This window comes from Mesorhizobium sp. Pch-S (assembly GCF_004136315.1).
In the GTDB taxonomy this organism is placed as follows: Bacteria; Pseudomonadota; Alphaproteobacteria; order Rhizobiales; family Rhizobiaceae; genus Mesorhizobium.
In genome coordinates this window covers 4,221,841-4,241,109 of record NZ_CP029562.1, presented here as the reverse complement: position 1 = coordinate 4,241,109, position 19,269 = coordinate 4,221,841, and the positions used below count along the sequence as shown (strand labels likewise).

18 protein-coding genes, 1 pseudogene and 1 riboswitch are annotated in these 19,269 nt (G+C 60.4%); of the genes and pseudogenes, 12 read left to right on the top strand and 7 right to left on the bottom strand.

Features of this window, described 5'->3' with window-relative positions; all coding sequences use genetic code 11:
* Nucleotides 1–90 precede the first annotated feature (90 nt).
* From choV to choX, 3 genes are all read right to left on the bottom strand, one after another.
* Complete coding sequence (choV, locus tag C1M53_RS19805; RefSeq protein ID WP_129413792.1) at nucleotides 91–1,272, bottom strand: choline ABC transporter ATP-binding protein; 1,182 nt, start codon at nucleotides 1,270–1,272, stop codon at nucleotides 91–93.
* On the bottom strand, nucleotides 1,269–2,123 hold the full coding sequence (gene choW / locus C1M53_RS19800) for a choline ABC transporter permease subunit (protein ID WP_129413791.1): 855 nt from the start codon (nucleotides 2,121–2,123) through the stop codon (nucleotides 1,269–1,271). The genes choV and choW overlap by 4 nt, the downstream gene beginning before the upstream one ends.
* 136 nt (nucleotides 2,124–2,259) lie before the next feature.
* Nucleotides 2,260–3,195, bottom strand: coding sequence for a choline ABC transporter substrate-binding protein (gene choX, locus C1M53_RS19795; protein WP_129413790.1), 936 nt, complete (start codon nucleotides 3,193–3,195; stop codon nucleotides 2,260–2,262).
* 207 nt (nucleotides 3,196–3,402) lie between these two features.
* Here choX and C1M53_RS19790 point away from each other — a divergent pair, with 207 nt between their 5' ends.
* The 9 genes from C1M53_RS19790 to C1M53_RS19750 all read left to right on the top strand — a co-directional run bounded on the left by C1M53_RS19790 (nucleotide 3,403) and on the right by C1M53_RS19750 (nucleotide 13,913).
* Nucleotides 3,403–4,014, top strand: coding sequence for a thymidine kinase (locus tag C1M53_RS19790; RefSeq protein WP_129413789.1), 612 nt, complete (start codon nucleotides 3,403–3,405; stop codon nucleotides 4,012–4,014).
* Nucleotides 4,015–4,122: 108 nt separating this feature from the next.
* Entirely contained in the window at nucleotides 4,123–4,518 is a 396-nt protein-coding gene (locus tag C1M53_RS19785; protein WP_129413788.1) for a cytochrome c family protein, read from the top strand.
* 145 nt (nucleotides 4,519–4,663) lie between these two features.
* Nucleotides 4,664–5,752 (top strand): hypothetical protein, encoded by a 1,089-nt coding sequence (locus tag C1M53_RS19780; RefSeq protein ID WP_129413787.1) that lies wholly within the window; start codon nucleotides 4,664–4,666, stop codon nucleotides 5,750–5,752.
* Nucleotides 5,753–5,944: 192 nt separating this feature from the next.
* The gene (locus tag C1M53_RS19775; protein ID WP_129413786.1) at nucleotides 5,945–7,090 is read left to right on the top strand and encodes a hypothetical protein; all 1,146 of its coding nucleotides are present in this window, start codon (nucleotides 5,945–5,947) and stop codon (nucleotides 7,088–7,090) included.
* 33 nt (nucleotides 7,091–7,123) lie between these two features.
* Nucleotides 7,124–9,034 carry an AAA family ATPase gene (locus C1M53_RS19770; protein ID WP_129413785.1) on the top strand — a complete coding sequence of 637 codons (1,911 nt, stop codon included), beginning with the start codon at nucleotides 7,124–7,126 and terminating at the stop codon, nucleotides 9,032–9,034.
* A gap of 64 nt (nucleotides 9,035–9,098) precedes the next feature.
* Nucleotides 9,099–9,515: a DUF559 domain-containing protein gene (locus C1M53_RS19765; protein WP_129413784.1), complete on the top strand. Its 417-nt coding sequence runs from the start codon at nucleotides 9,099–9,101 to the stop codon at nucleotides 9,513–9,515.
* 64 nt (nucleotides 9,516–9,579) lie between these two features.
* A complete protein-coding gene (locus C1M53_RS19760) occupies nucleotides 9,580–10,866 on the top strand; it encodes a DUF6638 family protein (RefSeq protein ID WP_129413783.1) in 1,287 nt (428 codons plus the stop codon).
* A 13-nt stretch (nucleotides 10,867–10,879) separates the two neighbouring features.
* Entirely contained in the window at nucleotides 10,880–12,001 is a 1,122-nt protein-coding gene (locus C1M53_RS19755) for a DUF2333 family protein (RefSeq protein WP_129413782.1), read from the top strand.
* Between the two features lie 232 nt (nucleotides 12,002–12,233).
* Nucleotides 12,234–13,913 (top strand): formate--tetrahydrofolate ligase, encoded by a 1,680-nt coding sequence (locus tag C1M53_RS19750; RefSeq protein ID WP_129413781.1) that lies wholly within the window; start codon nucleotides 12,234–12,236, stop codon nucleotides 13,911–13,913.
* Between the two features lie 57 nt (nucleotides 13,914–13,970).
* Here C1M53_RS19750 and C1M53_RS19745 read toward each other — a convergent pair whose 3' ends face one another.
* The 3 genes and pseudogenes from C1M53_RS19745 to C1M53_RS32375 form a co-directional block, all read right to left on the bottom strand.
* Nucleotides 13,971–14,444: a 6,7-dimethyl-8-ribityllumazine synthase gene (locus C1M53_RS19745; RefSeq protein WP_129413780.1), complete on the bottom strand. Its 474-nt coding sequence runs from the start codon at nucleotides 14,442–14,444 to the stop codon at nucleotides 13,971–13,973.
* A gap of 76 nt (nucleotides 14,445–14,520) precedes the next feature.
* A riboswitch (FMN riboswitch) is annotated at nucleotides 14,521–14,667 on the bottom strand.
* A gap of 55 nt (nucleotides 14,668–14,722) precedes the next feature.
* Nucleotides 14,723–15,273: pseudogene (locus C1M53_RS19740) on the bottom strand (sugar O-acetyltransferase).
* Nucleotides 15,260–15,382, bottom strand: coding sequence for a hypothetical protein (locus C1M53_RS32375; RefSeq protein ID WP_281040904.1), 123 nt, complete (start codon nucleotides 15,380–15,382; stop codon nucleotides 15,260–15,262). Before C1M53_RS32375 ends, C1M53_RS19740 begins: the two are co-directional and overlap by 14 nt.
* A 32-nt stretch (nucleotides 15,383–15,414) precedes the next feature.
* Between C1M53_RS32375 and C1M53_RS19735 the strand changes: the two genes are divergently transcribed.
* The 3 genes from C1M53_RS19735 (at nucleotide 15,415) to C1M53_RS19725 (ending at nucleotide 18,512) form a co-directional block, all read left to right on the top strand.
* Nucleotides 15,415–15,876, top strand: coding sequence for a DUF4126 domain-containing protein (locus tag C1M53_RS19735; RefSeq protein WP_129413779.1), 462 nt, complete (start codon nucleotides 15,415–15,417; stop codon nucleotides 15,874–15,876).
* On the top strand, nucleotides 15,873–17,255 hold the full coding sequence (locus C1M53_RS19730) for an FAD-containing oxidoreductase (RefSeq protein WP_129413778.1): 1,383 nt from the start codon (nucleotides 15,873–15,875) through the stop codon (nucleotides 17,253–17,255). The genes C1M53_RS19735 and C1M53_RS19730 overlap by 4 nt, the downstream gene beginning before the upstream one ends.
* Before the next feature lie 204 nt (nucleotides 17,256–17,459).
* Nucleotides 17,460–18,512 carry a succinylglutamate desuccinylase/aspartoacylase family protein gene (locus C1M53_RS19725; protein WP_129413777.1) on the top strand — a complete coding sequence of 351 codons (1,053 nt, stop codon included), beginning with the start codon at nucleotides 17,460–17,462 and terminating at the stop codon, nucleotides 18,510–18,512.
* 26 nt (nucleotides 18,513–18,538) lie between these two features.
* On the opposite strand, the gene C1M53_RS19720 is transcribed toward C1M53_RS19725, so the two are convergent.
* The gene (locus C1M53_RS19720; protein ID WP_129413776.1) at nucleotides 18,539–19,252 is read right to left on the bottom strand and encodes a DUF1868 domain-containing protein; all 714 of its coding nucleotides are present in this window, start codon (nucleotides 19,250–19,252) and stop codon (nucleotides 18,539–18,541) included.
* Nucleotides 19,253–19,269: the final 17 nt, after the last annotated feature.

Sequence of the window (19,269 nt, the reverse complement as noted above, 5' to 3'; positions counted from 1 at the left end):
GACGACCTGCGCACAGCGGAACTTCAGGAACGATACGGCCTGCCTGATGTCCCTGGAGCGTTTCCGCTTTCACGGAAACGCGGAATTGCTCTAGCGCCGCAGAACAGCCGACAGCACGTCGCGAATACCGATGGCGCCGACGAACCGCGACTGGTCGTCGAACAGTGCCACCGGCGCAGTCTGCGAGCGGTGCATCGCAAGCATCACCGTCTTCAGCGACGTTCCAGGCGTCGCCCAGAATACCTGCGATGCCTCGTCGGGCTGGCGTTCCACGTCAGCGCAGGAAATCCAAACCGCCGGCTTGCCATCGCGTTCCGCGGCAGCCACCAGCCCGTGGCTGTCGATCTTGAACCGCGTCGTCTTGCGCCGGTCGAGCCAGATCCACCCATCATCCGCGGTTTCCAGGTCGCGACGATCGCGCATGACATTCCACGCAGTCAGCACAGAGAGCGGATTCACGTTGGAGATGAACTCACGCACATAGTCGTTGGCCGGCTTCAGCACGATGTCTTCGGGTGGGCCGGACTGCACGATGCGCCCGCCTTCCATGATGGTGATCGTATTGCCGATCTTGAGTGCTTCCTCGAGATCATGGCTGACGAAGATGATGGTCTTCTTCAGCGTCTTCTGCAGTTGCAGCAGTTCGTCCTGCAGCTTGGTGCGGATCAGCGGATCGAGTGCCGAGAAGGGTTCATCCATCAGCAGGATCGGCGCTTCCGTGGCGAAGGCCCGGGCCAGGCCGACGCGCTGCTGCATGCCGCCGGACAGCTCATGCGCGTACTTTTTCGCCCACGGATCGAGGTTGACGAGCTTGAGCTGCTTCTCCACGCGCGTCTTGCGTTCAGCTTCCGGTACACCGGCAAGTTCGAGGCCCAGACCGACATTCTCCTCCACGGTGCGCCAGGGCAAAAGACCGAACTGCTGGAACACCATGGCGACCTGATGCTGGCGCAATTGGCGCAATGTCGCCTCGTCGCAGGAGACGACGTCGACCATGCCGTTGCCATTCTTTACCATCACCTGGCCACGGCTGACGATGTTGAGCCGGTTGACGGCACGCAGCAGCGTCGACTTGCCGGAACCGGACAGCCCCATCAGCACGGATATCTCACCTTCATTGACGGTGAGATTGGCTCCGGCACAACCCAGAACATTGCCGGTCTGCTCCAGGATCTCCGCGCGGGTCGCTCCTTTGTCGACCATTGCCAGCGCATCGCGCGTATCCGGGCCGAAAACGATGTCGACATTCTTGAAATCGACGGCAACAGTCATTTCTTGCCTCCCACGCCGATACGCGTCATGCGGTCGAGCACGATCGCCAGCACCACGATGGCAAGACCAGCTTCAAGTCCAAGGTCGATCTTGCGTGAGCCAAGTGCGCGGTTGATCTCGGTGCCAAGGCCGCCGGCGCCGATCAGCGCGGCGAACACCACCATCGACAGCGACAGCATGATGCACTGGGTCAATCCCGCCATGATGGTCGGCAGCGCCGCCGGCAGTTCGACCTTCCACAGAAGCTGGCGTTTGGTGGCACCAAAGGCTTCGCCGGCCTCGATGATCGCTTTCGGCACCGAGGTGACACCCAGGTGAGTCAGGCGCACCGCCGTTGGAATAACGAAGATGATGGTGACGATGAGACCCGGAGCGTTGCCAAGTCCGAACAGGGTGAGCACCGGGATCAGATAGACGAAGGTCGGCAGCGTCTGCATCAGGTCCAGGACCGGCAGCATGACCCTGTAGACCTTCGGCTTGTGAGCGGCCCAGATGCCAAGCGGCACGCCGATCGCCATGGAGGCGGCGGCAGCGGCAACGACGAGAACGAGCGTCTGGACGGTCTGTTTCCACAGGCCCTGGTTGATGATGAAGAGCAGGCTGAGCAGGACGCCGATCGCCAGCGCCCTGGAGCGCTGCAGCCACCACGCAAGCAGCGCGATCAGCAGGACGACGACAACAGGCGGCATCATCAGAAGCAGATTGACGATGCCGTCGAGCAGCGTGTTCAGCCCGTTCGAGAAACCGCGGAAAATGGTGTTGAAGTTGTCAGTGAGGAACGTGAAGAACGCCTTTCCCCACAAGCCGACCGGTATTTTCCAAGCGACCAGGAAATTCGAAACGGGATCCATCTGCCCTCCCTCGTCATGCCTCCGTCCTACCCTCGAGGCATCGTTATCTTGTCACAGCCTGCAAAAAAGGGCAGCCCCCGACGGGCGGCTGCCCTACCTAGAGCGTTTCCGTTTTTCACGGAAAGAGCGATTTCGGTCAGCCGCCGATCGCGCTTTTCACAGCAGCAGCCGCATCGCCACCATCAAAGGTCGTCACGCCGGCAAGCCAGGGCGTTGCAGCGTCCGGGTTCTTTTTCAGCCAGTCCTTTGCGACGTCGTTGGCATTGCCGCCCTTGAGGATGCCATCCATCATCTGGCCTTCCATATCCAGATTGAACTTCAGGTTCTTGATGAAGGCACCCGCATTCGGGCACTCCTGCAGATAGCCCTTGCGAACATTGGTCGAGACGGTCGCCGCGCCGAAGCCGGAGTCACCCATACCATCGAGATAGGTGATCTTCATGGCGCCCATCACCGGATGCGGTGTCCAGCCGAGGAAGGCGATCCACTTGTTTTCCTTCATCGACTGCTCGGCCTGCGTCAGCATGCCGGCCTCCGAGGATTCGACCAGTTCGAAACCCTGCAGGTTGTCAGCAGGATTCTTGATCATGTCGAGGATGATGCGGTTGCCGTCATTGCCGGCCTCGATGCCGTAGATCTTGCCCTCAAACTTGTCCTTGAACTTGCCGAGGTCGGTCAGCGTTTTCACGCCGCCTTCGGCAACATAGGTCGGCACAACGATGCCGTAACCGGCGCCCGAAAGGTTCTCCGAAATGGTCTCGACCGAACCGTCGGCTGTATAATCCTTGATGTCGTTGGTCATCGACGGCATCCAGTTGCCGAGGAAGACGTCGAGATCCTTGTTTTTCAGCGAGGCATAGGTGACCGGCACCGAGAGCTGGATGACTTCCGGCTCGTAGCCAAGCGCGGTGAGCAGCACGGATGCGACGCCGGTGGTCGCCTGGATATCGGTCCAGCCGACATCCGAGAGGCGCACCTTCTTGCAGCTTGCGGCATCGCCGGCGAACGCCGCGCTGGTGGACAGCAAGGCAGCCAGGCCGAATCCTGCGACGATAGACTTCATGCGCAACATGAACTTTCTCCCATTGTGTTTGTTTGGCGAAGCGGATTCCTGCGCCTGGCCTTGTTGTGTCAGCCAAACACCATTCTTGTGTTGTTTCAAGCACCAGGAGATACGATTGACGGCGCGCATTGGCCGATCAGCGACACGGCCGAGCTTTTTTGGTGGAAGGTCCGAAAGCGCCCCTCCCCGCCGCTCACAACTTCTGCATAAAGGGTCATGGCCAAGCTCTATTTCAACTACGCAACCATGAACGCCGGCAAGACCACCATGCTCTTGCAGGCTTCCTACAATTATCGCGAAAGCGGCATGACCACGATGCTGTTCGTAGCCGGCCACTACCGCAAGGGAGACACGGGTTTCATCTCGTCGCGCATCGGCCTGGAGGCGGAGGCGGAAATGTTCCGCAGCGGCGACGACCTCTATGCCCGCATCGCCGAGCACCACGAACACACCACCGTGCACTGCATCTTCATCGACGAGGCACAGTTCCTGGAGGAAGAACAGGTCTGGCAGCTCGCGCGTGTTGCCGACCGGCTCGGCATTCCCGTGATGTGTTACGGCCTGCGCACCGACTTCCAGGGCAATCTTTTCACCGGTTCGCGCGCCCTTCTGGCAATAGCTGATGACCTGCGCGAAGTACGCACCATCTGTCGCTGCGGCCGCAAGGCCACGATGGTCGTGCGCCTCGGCCCCGACGGCAAGGTCGCCCGGCAGGGCGAGCAGGTGGCGATCGGCAAGGACATCTATGTTTCGCTCTGCCGCCGTCACTGGGAGGAGGAGATGGGCCGCGCGCAACCCGATGATTTCATCGGCTTTTCACGCCCCTGAGGCGCATTCTTCCCGAGTTGGGCTACAAGCTGCGGCCAAGAGTACTATGGCCGTTCGCGGGCGGCTGCTGATACGCTGACAGCGTTGCTATCCATCCGAGGAACGATCATGAAACGCCAGGCACTCGGCCCAGCCATCGCCATTCTCGCCACGCTCGTTGCCCTGCCCGCGCTCGCGGATGGTGACGCGGTCGCCGGCAAGAAAGTGTTCAACAAATGCATGGCCTGCCATGACGCCACATCCGAAAAGGACAGGCTCGGACCGCATCTGCTGGGCGTCATCGGCCGCACCGCCGGCACCGCGCCAAGCTATCTGGCCAAATATTCGCAGGCCATGAAGGACGCGGGCGCTGCAGGCCTCGTCTGGGACGAGACCTCGCTGGCCGACTATCTGCGCAGCCCGAAACAGAAGGTTCCAGGCAACAAGATGGCTTACATGGGCCTGAAGGACGACACTGAGATCGCCAATGTCATCGCGTATCTGAAAGCCGATCCGAAACCGTAACAGGGATTTTTCGTCGCAAGCATCGCCGCGAATGACCATGCTCGCGGCGAAAGCACTGTATGCGTCTTTCAATCGCCAATCGCCCCACATATATTCGCCACCACTGCAACGAGCAGTTTGGACTTGCCACCACTAGGGGGATCTGATGGCGACATTGCAAAACTTCGATACCGAAATCGCCAAGACCAGGCAGGTCGTCGAAGACATGCGTTCCAAGATCGAGCAGTCCGGTACCGTGCTCGACACGCTCGCCAAGGCTGATCAGAAGATCGGCGACGCCAATTTCGACATCGAGAATGCCCGCATTCAGGATGTTCTCAAGCAGCAGAAGACAATGGAAGCCAACATCGCCGATCTGATCATCGGCCTTGAGGACGCGACCAATGTCTTTGGCTCCGAATTCGAAAGCATGAAGAACTACACCGGCTGGGAAAGCTTCGTCGGTATCTTTTCGGCGCAGAAGAAGCAGCGCATGCGTACCGACCGCGTGCGCAACATGTCGCTCGCCGGCAACCTGCAGGAGCTTCTGGCCAAGTCCGACACGATCGTCGGCATCCTGAAAGCGCAGAAGGAAGTGCTCGACCAGCGCTACAAGACCTCCGAGACCAGCCTTTCGCAGGTGATCGAACGCCGCAAGGCGACCATGGCCGAACTCGAAGCCGTTCAGAAGCGCATCCAGGAACTGAACCCGCTGCTGCTCGACATCGAAAACAAGATCGCCGCCTCGACCAGCCAGAAGGAACGCACCGCACTGGAGAGCGATCGCACCAAGCTCGCGACGGAATACAACGAGCGCCAGGCCAAGGAACAGGAATTGCTTGCGGCCAGCCAGACGCTGGAACGCTACACCTCCATGTTCCAGACCTTTGTGGATTCGTTGAACAATCAGATCGCCGCGCAGTCGACGCTGATCAACAAGCTGACCATCGATACAGAACAGCGCATCGTGCTCTACAAGGCGCTGGAGGATTCGTTGAAGACGGCTGCCCAGCAGGATGTCGCGCACAAGATCAACACGCTGGGCTCGCAGGTGGATACCACCGCTGAAGAGACGATGGCCGGAATTGGCGCCGCCGCCCAGAAACACATTGGCGACCTGCTCGAAATGCACGAGAAGAACATGGTAGCGACCGCCGACATCCAGCGCCGCAAGAAGCTGGCCGACGACGCCTTCGCCCGCCGCTTCGACGAAGTCATGAAGAAGCACAATTCAGCGAACTATGTTCAGTCCTGACCTTAGAGCGTTTCCGTTTTTCAAGGAAACGCGGAAACGCTCTAACTCTTTGTTTTTGCGCAATTCCGAACGGAAAACCGTGCACACTTTTCCTGGAATTGCGCTAGCACGGCAGGACAGTTCGCTTTCATCGATGCCTTTTTGTAACCTCACCAACCACCTTGCTCCCCTCACGTGGAAGGGAGCCAAGGCATGAGCATCGAAACCGATGCGGCCGAGCGCTATTTCTCGGCCATAACGGCTGCCCTGTCCGGCCTCGAGATCTTCATGCGCGACGATCGCTCGCCGCTCTACCGGCATGGCATCGTCGCCAAGATCGTGGCCGAGTACATCAGCCGCCTCGACAAGTCTTTCACCTGCTGGCGCAACCGTCTCGGCTTCATGGAGACCTTCAAGATCTCCCGTGCTGAAAGTGGCTATCCGGTCTTTCAGAACCTGCTTGAACTGGAGAACGACCGGCGCCAGGCCGACAGCCGGCTCGCCACCATTCCGTCAGCGCGCGAGCTGCGCGCCGAAATGGCCGACTTCATCCTGCGCCACAAGGAATTCCCGACGACGCTGCAGAAGTCGATGGCAGAGCGGCTTTACCTGGAAGACATCAAGAGCGGCGAGACCTTCGGTCCGTTCACGCTGGCACAGACAGCCAAGGTCTCGGTCAATCCGAAGTCCGGCCTGCCCTATTATCTCGTGCATTGGGCAAGCTTCGACGGCACCGCCAACCTGCCGCTGATCTATATGGTGACCGTGGAAGATTCCTCCGATGACATCGTACGTCAGTTGGTCGGCAAGGATGGACGACTGAATGAAAAGGTCGAGATTCCGCTGCCCGTGGACGGCTTGTTGAACCCTGACCTCGCGCGGCGCTTCGACGACTTCACCGAAAAGAATTCGTCCTACTCGTTGTCTCCGTTGACGATCGCCGTCAACCTCGACAAGGATTTCGAGCCGTTGCATCCCAAGCAGTTGCGGCGCGTGGTTCTTGGCCCCTTCTATTCCGCCGGCATCACCGACAACAACTCGACGGTGACCGAGGTACTGGCCAAGGTGCGCAAGCCGGAAAATGCCTGGCTGCTGACCTGGACCATCCAGGAGGTCTATTCGAAAGGTGAAAAGCCCGGCCGCCGCGGCCTTTTCTCAAGCGAGAAGACGACGCAGGAATTCTTCATCAACACCGACGACCTGGAGGCGACACGGCAGGGTGTCTCCAGTTTCGAGAACCACGCGCTGGTACCGCACGAAGCCTATCAGGCGCTCTATGCGGCCGGCGAAGCCCAGAAGATATTCAACGGCTACAAGGTGCACATCCTGTCCGGCGGGCGGGTAATTTCCGACGTCTGACCGCCTGACCGAGACTGCGTAACGAGGGATCGAATGGACACCGGGCTTACCACCATTCCCGAAGCCGACATCGAGAAGCACCGCGCCACCGCGCAGAGCTTCATCACCCGCATTGTCGTGCTGGAGGATTCGTCCGGCGAATCCGGCACGGCGCTTGCCGGCACGGGTCGCCGCTTCGTCTCAACGGTTTCGAGCGGATCGCTGCGCAAGACGCGCGAGGTCGAGCTGCAGAAGACAGTGGCCTCCATTCGACCCGACGATCAGTTGATGTCGATCCCGCAACACACGCTCCTTTACCGTGCCCGACGCGGCATTGCCGTGGCATTGGCGGTTTCCGACATCTTCGCGCGCTCGACCGACCTTGAAAGCATGCAGGCGCAGAACGCGCGTTCACCACTCGAGGGTGATCAGGCCACACAATTCAAGAAGCTGCTTTCCGCCTCCGCCTATGTCGCTGCTTTCGCTTTTGCTTCCTATCTGGCTCAGCTCATTGACGGCGATGGTGAGGCGCCGAACGACATAGCCGAACCGGATTTTCTGTTCGACACGCCGCAGGATGCGGTGAAATCTCTTGTTGCCGGCCTCGACAAGGCTCTCGCCGGCACCAAAGACGACGCCGATCTCCTGACTCGTGCGAAGAGCTTTGCGCGCGTTGCCATCGATGGCCTGCTTGCACGCAAGGCCCGCTTCGACGGGCTTGGCGCCTTCGAGAACACACACCTTCGCATCGACACCGACGACTTCACCATCGATGGGTTCGATGTCGCGCCCGGCAAGAAGTCGAAACCGCTGGTGATGACCTTCAAGAAACCCGAAGAGGTCGTCGGCAATCACATCGCCAAATACCAGTCGGTGAAGCTGGCCAAGATGCTGATGGCCTACGACTTCGACCGGGAGCTGAATCCGTTTGTCGAACTCGGTGGTTTCCTGTTCACCTTCATCGGCGACGGCGCACCCGGCACCGGCAAGACGACGCTGATCCAGATGATCGCCGGCCTGGTCAACGACTATTGCAAGGTCGCCGGCTATCCCTTCGCCTATGAGAATTTCGGCGTCGACCAGATCTCGTCCTACCAGGGAAAATCCGGCCAGAACTGCCGACAGTTCATCAACAATGTGCTCAATCCGCGCGCGATCGGCTTCGGCACCATCGACGACATCGACCAGGTGGCGGCCAAGCGTTCCGACGACCGTGCATCCGCCGGACAGCAGGAAATCACCGGCGTGCTGATGGATGCCTTTGCCGGCGCCGGCACGGTGGTACGCGGCAACTGCGCCTTCGGCATGTTTTCCAACTATCCCGAAAATGTCGACGACGCGCTGCGCCAGCGCGCCGGAGCGCGCTGGCTGGTCGACGGCCCGCAGACCCGCGACGACTATATCGACATCTTCGTGCTGCTTGCCGGCAAGAACCACAAGATCCCGCTCGGCGAGCACAAGCTCTACGCCGCCCAGGAGATCCAGCGCGCCGTGGCGGAGGCTTATGAAGGTCATGACAAGCCGCATGAGGACGGCCTGCTGAAGGTTTACGACCGCTTCATCAAGGAGAGTGGCGAGCCGAAGACGCTGGAAGATGTCGGCAGCTACCTGCACCTGATCAAAGAAGCCGAGCCGCGCTTCACCGGCCGCGCCATCAAGAACGTCACCGACGCCATCAAGATGCGTGCCATGGACATCGAACTGCCGGACGAGTGGTTCGAAAAACCCGAAGCTTTCATGCACAAGAGCTACGACGACAAGAAGGCGATGATCGAGGAGTTGCGTCGTCCGTTCGACATGGACGTTATCATGCAGGAGATCAACCGCTACGCCGATTCCGAATTCCGTTACGCCGACAAGTCCGACGATGCGGCGGTCGACAGGCTGCTGCGCGACGCTCGACTGCGCGAAAGGGCAGTCAGGGAAATGGAGGAGTTGAAGAAGAAGGGGCTGTGGAACGCGTAATCTCTTTCCTTCTCCCCGTTTACGGGGAGAAGGTGTCACGAAGTGACGGATGAGGGGCAGCGCCATGCGTGGCGGCAATGAGTCCAGAACCTCAAGAGCGCGATTGCTTCGGCGCGTAGACAATGAGGCCGAGGAAAAGCTCTGGTACGAACTTCGCGGAAGGCGCCTGAATGGCTACAAATTTGTCCGCCAGTTACCGATCGGCCCGTATTTTGCGGACTTCGCATGTCGCGAAGCAAACCTTGTCGTCGAAGTTGATGGTAGCCAGCATGCCACAAGCCAGACAGATCGCTTCCGGGACGAAACCATGAATGGAAACGGATGGTCCGTATTGCGGATTTGGCATGCAGATGTTCTCAAAGACCGACGCTCGGTCCTGGATACGATTCTCGCCGCGCTCGACGGCACGCTGGATCAGAAAATGACTTCACACGACATCAAATTCCTTCCCGCATCAACAGGTGTCGACAAACAACCATGACTGCCTGTGCCGCCCCTCATCCGCCCTTCGGGCACCTTCTCCCCGTGAACGGGGAGAAGGAATAATGGACCTCCTGCGCGACAACGAACTCATCTACGGCCGGCTGCTGCCGGTCGACGAGCCGCATCTCATCGACCGCTACAACAAGGCGCTGAAGGCGTTCGGCTTTAAGCCCACCAGGCTGAAGAGTTTTCACGTCGATCGAACCGGTTTCTCACCCGAGATCGCCGAGGAATGCGGCGACTATGACTATCTCGATCCCAACGGCATCAACCGCCGGTTCATCATCCTGACCCCGTCGCAGATTGACCTGCCGGTGGTGCACACGGCTTTCTCGAACACCTCACAGCTGATGTTCGAGTTCATGTCGAAGAACAGCCGCGCCATCGACGCGCTGACGATCAAGGACGTCATCTATGGCGAGATCGAGGATTCGGTCTCGACGGTGAATGACATCGAGGATCTGCTCTCCATCAACCAGGTGGAGTTCCGTGTCCTCTCGGCCGAGGACGTCCTCGGCAAGGCTTCGGAACTCGGCACGCTGGTCGACCGGCTGAAGCAGGAACCCAACGCCTGGCGCGACAACAAGATGCTCGAGCGCATGGTGGAGTTGGCCAAGGTCACCGGCGACATCCGCGAAAACGCGCTGGTGCCCGACCAGGTCATTTTCCGCCACAACGCCTATTGGACGAGCCATTTCGGCGGGCTGTACGTTTTCGTTGACCCCGATGTGACCACCGTCATCGGCGACCCTGCCGCACCGGGGTTCCGGCGCTCGCGGCCATGGCAGGTGAGTTACCTGTCGATCAAGGATCCTGACGCCGTCTTCCGTTTCCTCGCTTCCAGCGGTCGTATCGAGTTGCCGCGCGCTTCGTGGATCGAAAGCTCCGGCTATCTCGAGCACCGCGCCGAAATGGTGGTGCGCAACCTGATCTGGCATTCCGACCCGGATCGCAATCTGTCCAGCGTCGACAAGGTCTGGCTGCAGACCTGGATCCACAACAACGCTTCGACGATCAACCGTGACGGCGATTTCCCCTTCCTTAATGCCGCCAAGCGCGAGATCGGCCAGCTTGGCCAGCTCAAGATCGAGGATGTGCAGCCCCGGCAGCGCTTCCTGGTCGTTCGTGCCAAACCAAGGCATGCCGATGCCTGGCTGACCAACCGGCTGATCTCGGATTTTGTACCCTCGGATTTCGTTGCCAGGTACGTCTTCAACAAACAGGGTTTCTACAAGGACTATGAAGGCTTCAGCGAGGCCTGGCGGTCACATGTTGTCGACGTCCTGAAAACCACATATCTCAGGGACAAGGAGACGTTCAGAAACCGTCTCTATGGCCTGACCGACTAGGGGGTGCCACGGCATGCTAGATCCGATCGTGAATTTCATCACCCGGATATTCCAGTGGATAGGCCGCGGCATCGGCCTGCTGATCGGCATCATCCTGTGGCCGTTCATGTGGCTCGGCCGCTGGTATTTTCAGCGCGGCTGGATCCTGAAGACCCTGGTGGGCGTCGGCCTGCTCATCCTCCTCGCCCTCTACGCCAACTTCTTCTATGCCACGCAGTGGTGGAACAATTTCGATCCGAACTATGTCGACAAGTACAAATTCGAAAGCCGTAACGTCTCGGCGGGCGAACAGGTGACTGCCGGCGGCGGCACCGACACGACCAAATCGTGCGGACGCTCTGCGATTGCAGACGTCGCGGCGGACCTGACCGATTTCAACGTGAACCAGAACGCCTGGATCTCCTCCATGATCCTCTACAAGGTCGGCCTTTTCGGTTACGACTGGGACAAGACGCCGTTCATGGACAACAAAGCCTCGTTCCAGCGTGGCATCAACCAGGCGGTGCGACGCACCGCCACCGAACTCGCCGACAATATGGGCCGTGTCCGCACCACGTCGCAGATCGACGGCGACCTGCAGGATGCCCGCGGCAATCTGCAGTTCGACGAATACACCTGGTACTTCGGCCTGAGCCCGTTCGGCCCCAAGACGCCGACGCCGAGCTACTACCGTGATGCGATCAAGAAACTGCGTGCTTTCAATGCCAGGCTCGGCGCCTGCCAGGCGGTCTTCGATGCCCGCGCCGACAATCTCAAGCAGTATCTCGACCGTATCGCATCCGACATCGGCTCGACCTCGGCGATTCTCAAGGACCGGGCAGAGAACTACAATTATGGCTTCTTCGACCCGCGTGCGGATGATCGCTTCTGGTTCGCCTATGGTCAGCTCTATGCCTATTACGGACTGATGATGGCAGCGCAGGCAGACTACGAGGACGTGCTCAAGCAGAAGAACCTCAAGAGCCTGTGGGACACCATGGATGCCCAGTTCGTCTCCGCCCTGCGCATCCAGCCCTGGCTTATCGCAAACAGCGATGAAACAGGCATCTTCGCCACGCATCTGACGACGATGGGCTTCTACGTCCTGCGCGTCCGCTCGAACCTGGTCGAAATCAGCAACGTGCTGGCGCAATAGCGAATAGCGAATGAAGTTAGCCGGTTGTGGTTATGTCGCAGGCTGGCCGGCAGACACCGCTGTGCCGTGCGCTATTCGCCACTGCCTATTCACTATTCGCTCCGGATAAGCCTGTCGCATTTCGCGTATTGCGCGGCTGTTTTGAGACGGCGGAAACGGCCCACACTCGGCTTCTATGCCGCACGACACCGACGGCGAATGCCTCGCCTGATGATTTGGGAGATCACCGGATATGGCCGATTACAAGAGTGACATCGAGATCGCGCGAAGCGCGAAGAAACAGCCGATCCAGGCGATCGGTGAGAAGATCGGCATTCCGAGCGAGCATCTGCTGCCCTACGGCCATGACAAGGCCAAGGTCTCGGCCGAGTTCATCAAGTCGGTCAAAGGCAACAAGGACGGCAAGCTGATCCTGGTCACCGCCATCAACCCGACACCGGCCGGCGAAGGCAAGACCACCACCACGGTCGGTCTGGGTGATGGCCTCAACCGCATCGGCAAGAAGGCCGTCGTTTGCATCCGCGAAGCCTCGCTCGGACCCAATTTCGGCGTCAAGGGCGGTGCCGCCGGCGGCGGTTATGCCCAGGTCGTGCCTATGGAAGACATGAACCTGCACTTCACCGGCGACTTCCACGCCATCACCACCGCCCACAACCTTCTGTCGGCCCTCATCGACAACCACATCTACTGGGGCAATGAACTCGGCATCGACATCCGTCGCGTCGCCTGGCGCCGCGTCATGGACATGAACGACCGCGCGCTGCGCCAGATCATCGTCTCGCTCGGCGGTGTCGCCAACGGTTTCCCGCGCGAGGCCGGCTTTGACATCACCGTCGCCTCCGAGGTGATGGCGATCCTGTGCCTTGCCACCGACCTGAAGGATCTCGAAAAGCGCCTCGGCGACATCATCGTCGCCTATCGCCGCGACAAGACCCCGGTCTATGCCCGTGACCTCAAGGCCGACGGCGCCATGGCGGTGCTGTTGAAGGATGCCATCCAGCCGAACCTGGTGCAGACGCTGGAGAACAACCCTGCCTTCGTGCATGGCGGCCCCTTCGCCAACATCGCCCATGGCTGCAACTCGGTGGTCGCCACCACCACCGCGCTCAAGCTCGCCGACTATGTCGTGACCGAAGCCGGCTTCGGTGCCGATCTCGGTGCCGAGAAGTTCTTCGACATCAAATGCCGCAAGGCTGGCCTGAAGCCGGCCGCTGCCGTCATCGTCGCCACCGTGCGCGCCATGAAGATGAATGGCGGGGTGAAGAAGGAAGACCTCGGCCAGGAGAACATCGAGGCGGTGAAGAAAGGCTGCGCCAATCTCGGTCGTCACATCGAGAACGTGAAGCAGTTCGGCGTGCCGGCGGTGGTTGCCATCAACCACTTCGTCTCCGACACCGATGCCGAGATCGAGGCGATGAAGGCGTTCGTGGCGGCGCAAGGGGCCGAGGCGATCCTGTGCAAGCACTGGGCGCAGGGCTCCGCCGGCATCGAGGAGCTTGCCCACAAGGTGGTGGAGATCGCCGAGAGCGGCGCCTCGCAGTTCTCGCCGCTCTATCCCGACGACATGCCGCTGTTCGAGAAGATCAACACCATCGTCAAGCGCATCTATCGCGGTGACGAGGCGATCGCCGACAAGGCGATCCGTGATCAGCTGCACCAGTGGGAACAGGCCGGCTACGGCAACCTTCCCGTCTGCATGGCCAAGACGCAGTATTCCTTCTCGACCGATCCGAACCTGCGTGGTGCTCCGACCGGCCACACGGTTCCGGTGCGCGAGGTCCGTCTTGCTGCCGGTGCCGGCTTCGTCGTCATCATCTGCGGCGAGGTCATGACCATGCCCGGCCTGCCCTCCAAACCATCGTCGGAGAAGATCTTCCTCAACGATCAGGGACAGATCGAGGGGTTGTTCTAAACGGGAATGGCAGTAGGGCAGTCGAAAACGACCTGCCCTACTGCCCTATTCTCTTGCTTAAGCCGCGATCAACTCGCGCGCCTTGAGGATTTCGACACAGGCATGGGCCGCTTCGCGGCCTTTGACCTTGAAATGCTCGAAGAAGAAGCGGTGATGCTCGGCGCCGTCGTGGAAATTGTGTGGCGTCAGCACAGCTGACAGCACCGGTACGCCGGTCCCGAGCTGGACATTCATCATGCCGTCCAGCACTGCCTGCGCCACGAATTCGTGGCGATAGATGCCGCCGTTCACGACGAAGGCAACGCCAAGCACCGCTGCATGGCGGCCTGTCTGGGCAAGCGTCTTGGCATGCAGCGGAATTTCATAGGCGCCCGGCACATCGAAGACGTCGACGACCAGACTACCTCCGCTCAACGCCTCGATTTCCTTGGTAAAGCTTTCGACGCATTGGTCGACAATATCGGCATGCCAGCGTGCGCGAATGACGGCGACGCGACGGGTTTCGAACTGTTTCTGGGATTGCTGATTCATGGGTCCTTCCTTCCGTTTCGAACCAGAATCAGGACGCACGACACGGAAAAGCGGCAGCTTGCGCTACCGTTGATCCGCTCGTTCTCTTCCATCCGGACTGTAACCGTCGGCTCCGGAATCGCACCGGATCTGCTGACCTTTCCGGCAAGCCGGAAAGCGCTCGCGGGCTTGAGCCGAAGCTCTTACCGCCGGTGGGGACTTTCACCCCGCCCTGAGAACATTAACGACGCTAGTAACGCGACCCGCGGCTTGCCTGTCAACCCACAGGAACAATGATTTCAGCGAACTGGCCGAGCAGGATTGCCGACGACGGTGGCTCCGGCGGGCATGTCCCGGGTCACCACGGAACCGGCACCGACGATGGCGTTGTCGCCGATCGTCACGCCGCTCAGGATGATGGCACCTCCGCCGATCCAGGCGTTCTCGCCGATTGTAACCGGCCGGCCGATTTCCAGACCGGAACGCCGTTCGGCCGCCCCCTTGTGATGTTCGGGACAATAGATCTGCACATGCGGACCAAGCATGGTCGCCTTGCCGATATGCACCGGTGCGGTGTCCAGAACGACACATGAAGCATTCAGGAAAACGCGATCCCCGAGGAATATATTGAAGCCATAGGCACAATGGAAAGGCGCTTCGATGCGCACGCCTTGCCCCGCCAGTCCCAAAAGCCCGCGCAGAACCGGCGCGATGTCGCCGCGCTGCCGGGGCGGCAGCGAATTGTGCTCGAAGATCGCTTCGCTGGCAGCGAGACCAACACATCAAGTTCCGGGTCGACACAGTTGTACCACTCACCGGAGGCCATCTTCTGCAGTTCACTTTTCATCATTGCCGGTCTCCGGAATGCTCGCCGTGGCATCGCGATCAGCGCGGTTGCGAACGCGTTCGTCCGATACCGCAGCCATGGTCAAATACCACTCATATGATAGGTTGCTCATGTGGCCACTGCTGGTCAATCGAGGGGGTTAAGATGCTTTTTCTGCTTGCGCTGCTGATCGGCGTCGTCGCCGGCTTGCGAACCATGATGGCGCCCGCCGCGGTGGCCTGGGGCACCTATCTTGGCTGGCTGCCGGTGACCGGTACCTGGGCAAGCTTCACCGGCCACTGGATCACCGTCGCCATTTTCTCGGTCCTCGCCGTTGTCGAGCTGATCGCCGACCAGCTTCCATCCACGCCAAGCCGCAAGGTGCCGCAGCAGTTTGGCGCACGGCTTGTCGGAGGCGCTTTTGCCGGCGCTGTCGTCGGCACGACGGGAGGAGTACTGATCGGCGGACTGATCGCCGGTGCCGTCGGCGCTGTCATCGGGACCTATGGCGGTGCGGAGTTGCGCGCCAGGATGGCCGCCGCTTTCGGACGCGACCTCCCCGCCGCCCTGGTCGAGGATGTCATTGCAATCGTCGGTGCGCTTCTGATCGTCATGGCTGTCGCATGACGGGCGCAGCCAGGACATTCGATGCCATCATCATCGGTTGCGGCCAGGCCGGCCCCTCGCTGGCCGGCCGCCTCAGTGCTGCCGGCATGAGGGTCGCGCTGGTCGAGCGCAAGCTGGTTGGCGGCACTTGTGTCAACACCGGCTGCATGCCGACCAAAACAATGGTTGCCAGTGCCTATGCCGCACACCTCGCTCGCCGCGCTGCCGACTATGGCGTGACGCTTTCCGGTCCTGTCGGCGTGGATATGAAAGCGATCAAGGCGCGCAAGGACAAGGTGTCCAACGACGCCCGCAAGGGATTGGAAGATTGGATCGCATCCATGCCTGGCTGCACGCTGTTCCGCGGCCATGCCCGCTTTGAGGATCCGCACACTGTTCGTGTCGGCGATGACCTGCTCACCGCGGGGAAGATTTTCCTCAATGTCGGTGGCCGTGCCTCGGTGCCGGACCTGCCCGGCCTCGCCGACATCACCTTCCTCACCAACTCATCGATCATGGACCTCGACGTGCTGCCCGGGCATCTCGTTGTCGTCGGTGGCAGCTACATCTCGCTGGAATTCGCGCAGATGTTCCGCCGTTTTGGCTCTGAGGTCACCGTCATCGAAAGAGCCCCTCGTCTGATCGGACGCGAGGATGAGGATGTGTCCGGAACCATCCTGTCCATGTTCGAGAAGGAAGGGATCACCGTGCACCTCGGTGCTGAAGAGATCTCCTTCACCAGGCAGGACGACCAGACTGCCGTCACCTTTGCGCAGGGCAAGCCGCCCGTGATCGCCTCGCATGTGCTGCTGGCGCTTGGCCGTATTCCAAACACCGACGACCTTGGCCTCGACAAGGCTGGCGTGACGGTCGACAAGCGCGGCTTCGTCGAGGTGGACGATCAGTTGCACACCAGCGTGCCGCATATCTGGGCAATGGGCGACTGCAACGGCAAGGGTGCCTTCACGCACACCTCCTACAACGACTACGAAATCGTTGCCGCAAACCTGCTCGACAACGATCCTCGCAAAGTCAGTGATCGTATCGAGGCCTATGCGCTCTATACCGATCCGCCACTTGGCCGTGCCGGCATGACCGAGGCAGCCGTGCGCAGGTCCGGTCGTCGCGCTTTGGTTGGCCAGCGCCCGATGACCAGAGTTGGCCGGGCGGTGGAAAAGGGTGAGACGCAAGGGTTCATGAAGATCCTGGTCGATGCCGACAGTGGCGAAATCCTCGGTTGTTCCGTGCTGGGACCCGGGGGCGACGAGGTGGTGCATTGTGTGCTCGACCTGATGTACGCCAGGGCGCCGGTGAGGACACTGCAACGTGCCGTGCACATCCATCCCAATGTCGCCGAGCTGCTGCCAACGATTGCGCAGGAACTCAAGCCGCTCGTCTGATCGGCAATGCCGGATCCAGCGCTGCGCTCATCGTCCGCAGCGCTGGACCACTCGACATGCACCCGTATGCACGGCAAGAACGGCAATCACTTGAGTGTTTCCGTTATTCTCGAAAACGAGCAAACGCTCTGATTTTTGTTTGACGCAATTCCGGACGCAACCGCTACCCACTTTTGCTGGAATTGCTCCCGAAGGGAGAAGACCATGGAAAAGACGATCGAGCGGCTTGTCGGCGACAGCGCGGGCGTTGCCTACGAATTTCCGGTCTACCGTTTCAAGGGAAGCGATAGCAAGGCGCCAACCGCCTATCTGCAAGCGGCATTGCATGCCGGCGAGCTGCCCGGCACGGTTGCCATTGATGCGTTGATGCCGTTGCTTACCAAAGCCGAAGCCGAAGGTCGCATCAAAGGCTCGATCACCGTCGTGCCATGGGCCAATCCGGTCGGTCGCGCGCAATACATCTTCGGCGAGCTGGAAGGCCGTTTCCACCTGCCGAACCGCGTCAATTTCAACCGCGACTTCCCACTGATCGACAAGCCGGATATCTCGCTGCTGCCTGAGGAAGAGTACCTTCCGACGGTCGACCAGCGCCTGAAGGCACGGCTGCTCAAGCTATCGGTCGGCCACGACATCGTGCTCGACCTGCATTGCGACGACGAAAGCACCGCCTATCTCTACGTACCCGCCGTGTTGTGGCCTGCAATGCAGGATTGTGCCGCCGCCATGGGTGTTGAAGCCGTGTTGCTTTGGGAAGGCGAAAGCGGCTCGGCCTTCGAGGAAGCATCGTTGCAGCCGCATCTGGCCAGCGGCAGGGAAAGGCTCGGGAGCCTTGTCGTCACGACCGTCGAATATCGCGGCGTTGCCGACGTCAACGGGGCAACCGCTGAAGCCGATGCCGCGGGCCTCTACAGGCTACTTGTCGCGCGTGGCGTCGTTGCCGACACCACGGTGCCGAAGCCCGGCCGCTTCGAAGGCGTAGTCGCGCCGCTCGAAAACATCGACATGATGCCCGCCCCCAAGGCCGGTGCCTTGCTTTATGACGTGAAGCCCGGCGACTGGGTCAAGAAGGGCGACAGGCTGGCCACCATCGTGCACACGCCAGGCGAAGCCGGCGGCCGTGCCGAAATCTTCGCGCCACAGGATGGCTATATCCTGACCCGCCGGTCACATCGCATCACGCGAAAGGGGGACGATCTCGTCAAGCTGGTTGGCAGCGAGCGCAGCGAGGATGCCCGCGCCGGAGCACTTGAAGCTTAACGAAAGGCCAGGCCCGCGCCGCACACTCAGGCAATGTAGTGCTGTGGCTTGAATTCGGTCATGTCGTTGAAGGTGCAGAATGCCGGCACTTCGAGTTCAAGCACCTCGACCTCCGCTGCAAGTTCGCGCGTCAGCTCAGCCAGCGCTGGCAGATAAGTAGTCTCTGCACCTGCCGGCAGCCATGCTTTGAGATAGGCAAGCGTGATGTGGAAGGTATAGCTGTCGTGATCCGGGTGGCTATAGCCGAAAGGCACGGTCAGCCGGTCACGCAGCGCGCGAATGCTCTGTTCGTCTGTAAGCGTGGCACCGGTCACGACCAACCCCAGCGGAGTGACTTCAACGGGCCGCATGCGAAATTCCGACGCTTCCGGAAAGGCTTTCAGGCGCTCGAGAAAGAAGGTCGTGGTCTCGTCGATCGGTGCCTCGAAGGCGAGCTCCTGCGGCCAGTAGGCCGGCTTGCGCCGCCCTTCGATCGTGCCCTGGAAGACGGTCATGTGCAGGCTGGAAACCGGCGTATAGGCAAAGCGGTCGCCGTAAGGCAGTGCCTTGAGCGCCTCACGTACACGCGCCAGCGCTCGCTGCGTTGCCGAACCGTCGATGACATGGCTGACGATGGTGTTTCCAGGCTGCGGCAGGAATGTGCCATCCGCGTCGAAGCGACGGTTGAGATAATGGGGAGGCCCGCTCCTGCCGATTTCGGTGAATGTCTCGGCAAAGGCGTCGTTTCGTTCGTAGGCCACGGCTGCTCCAGGGAAAG

Bases quoted from the DNA above. Each gene is read 5' to 3' on its own strand.
- choV (WP_129413792.1), bottom strand. From the start codon at position 1,272: ATGACTGTTGCCGTCGATTTCAAGAATGTCGACATCGTTTTCGGCCCG.
- choW (WP_129413791.1), bottom strand. From the start codon at position 2,123: ATGGATCCCGTTTCGAATTTCCTGGTCGCTTGGAAAATACCGGTCGGC.
- choX (WP_129413790.1), bottom strand. From the start codon at position 3,195: ATGTTGCGCATGAAGTCTATCGTCGCAGGATTCGGCCTGGCTGCCTTG.
- C1M53_RS19790 (WP_129413789.1), top strand. From the start codon at position 3,403: ATGGCCAAGCTCTATTTCAACTACGCAACCATGAACGCCGGCAAGACC.
- C1M53_RS19785 (WP_129413788.1), top strand. From the start codon at position 4,123: ATGAAACGCCAGGCACTCGGCCCAGCCATCGCCATTCTCGCCACGCTC.
- C1M53_RS19780 (WP_129413787.1), top strand. From the start codon at position 4,664: ATGGCGACATTGCAAAACTTCGATACCGAAATCGCCAAGACCAGGCAG.
- C1M53_RS19775 (WP_129413786.1), top strand. From the start codon at position 5,945: ATGAGCATCGAAACCGATGCGGCCGAGCGCTATTTCTCGGCCATAACG.
- C1M53_RS19770 (WP_129413785.1), top strand. From the start codon at position 7,124: ATGGACACCGGGCTTACCACCATTCCCGAAGCCGACATCGAGAAGCAC.
- C1M53_RS19765 (WP_129413784.1), top strand. From the start codon at position 9,099: ATGCGTGGCGGCAATGAGTCCAGAACCTCAAGAGCGCGATTGCTTCGG.
- C1M53_RS19760 (WP_129413783.1), top strand. From the start codon at position 9,580: ATGGACCTCCTGCGCGACAACGAACTCATCTACGGCCGGCTGCTGCCG.
- C1M53_RS19755 (WP_129413782.1), top strand. From the start codon at position 10,880: ATGCTAGATCCGATCGTGAATTTCATCACCCGGATATTCCAGTGGATA.
- C1M53_RS19750 (WP_129413781.1), top strand. From the start codon at position 12,234: ATGGCCGATTACAAGAGTGACATCGAGATCGCGCGAAGCGCGAAGAAA.
- C1M53_RS19745 (WP_129413780.1), bottom strand. From the start codon at position 14,444: ATGAATCAGCAATCCCAGAAACAGTTCGAAACCCGTCGCGTCGCCGTC.
- C1M53_RS32375 (WP_281040904.1), bottom strand. From the start codon at position 15,382: ATGAGCAACCTATCATATGAGTGGTATTTGACCATGGCTGCGGTATCG.
- C1M53_RS19735 (WP_129413779.1), top strand. From the start codon at position 15,415: ATGCTTTTTCTGCTTGCGCTGCTGATCGGCGTCGTCGCCGGCTTGCGA.
- C1M53_RS19730 (WP_129413778.1), top strand. From the start codon at position 15,873: ATGACGGGCGCAGCCAGGACATTCGATGCCATCATCATCGGTTGCGGC.
- C1M53_RS19725 (WP_129413777.1), top strand. From the start codon at position 17,460: ATGGAAAAGACGATCGAGCGGCTTGTCGGCGACAGCGCGGGCGTTGCC.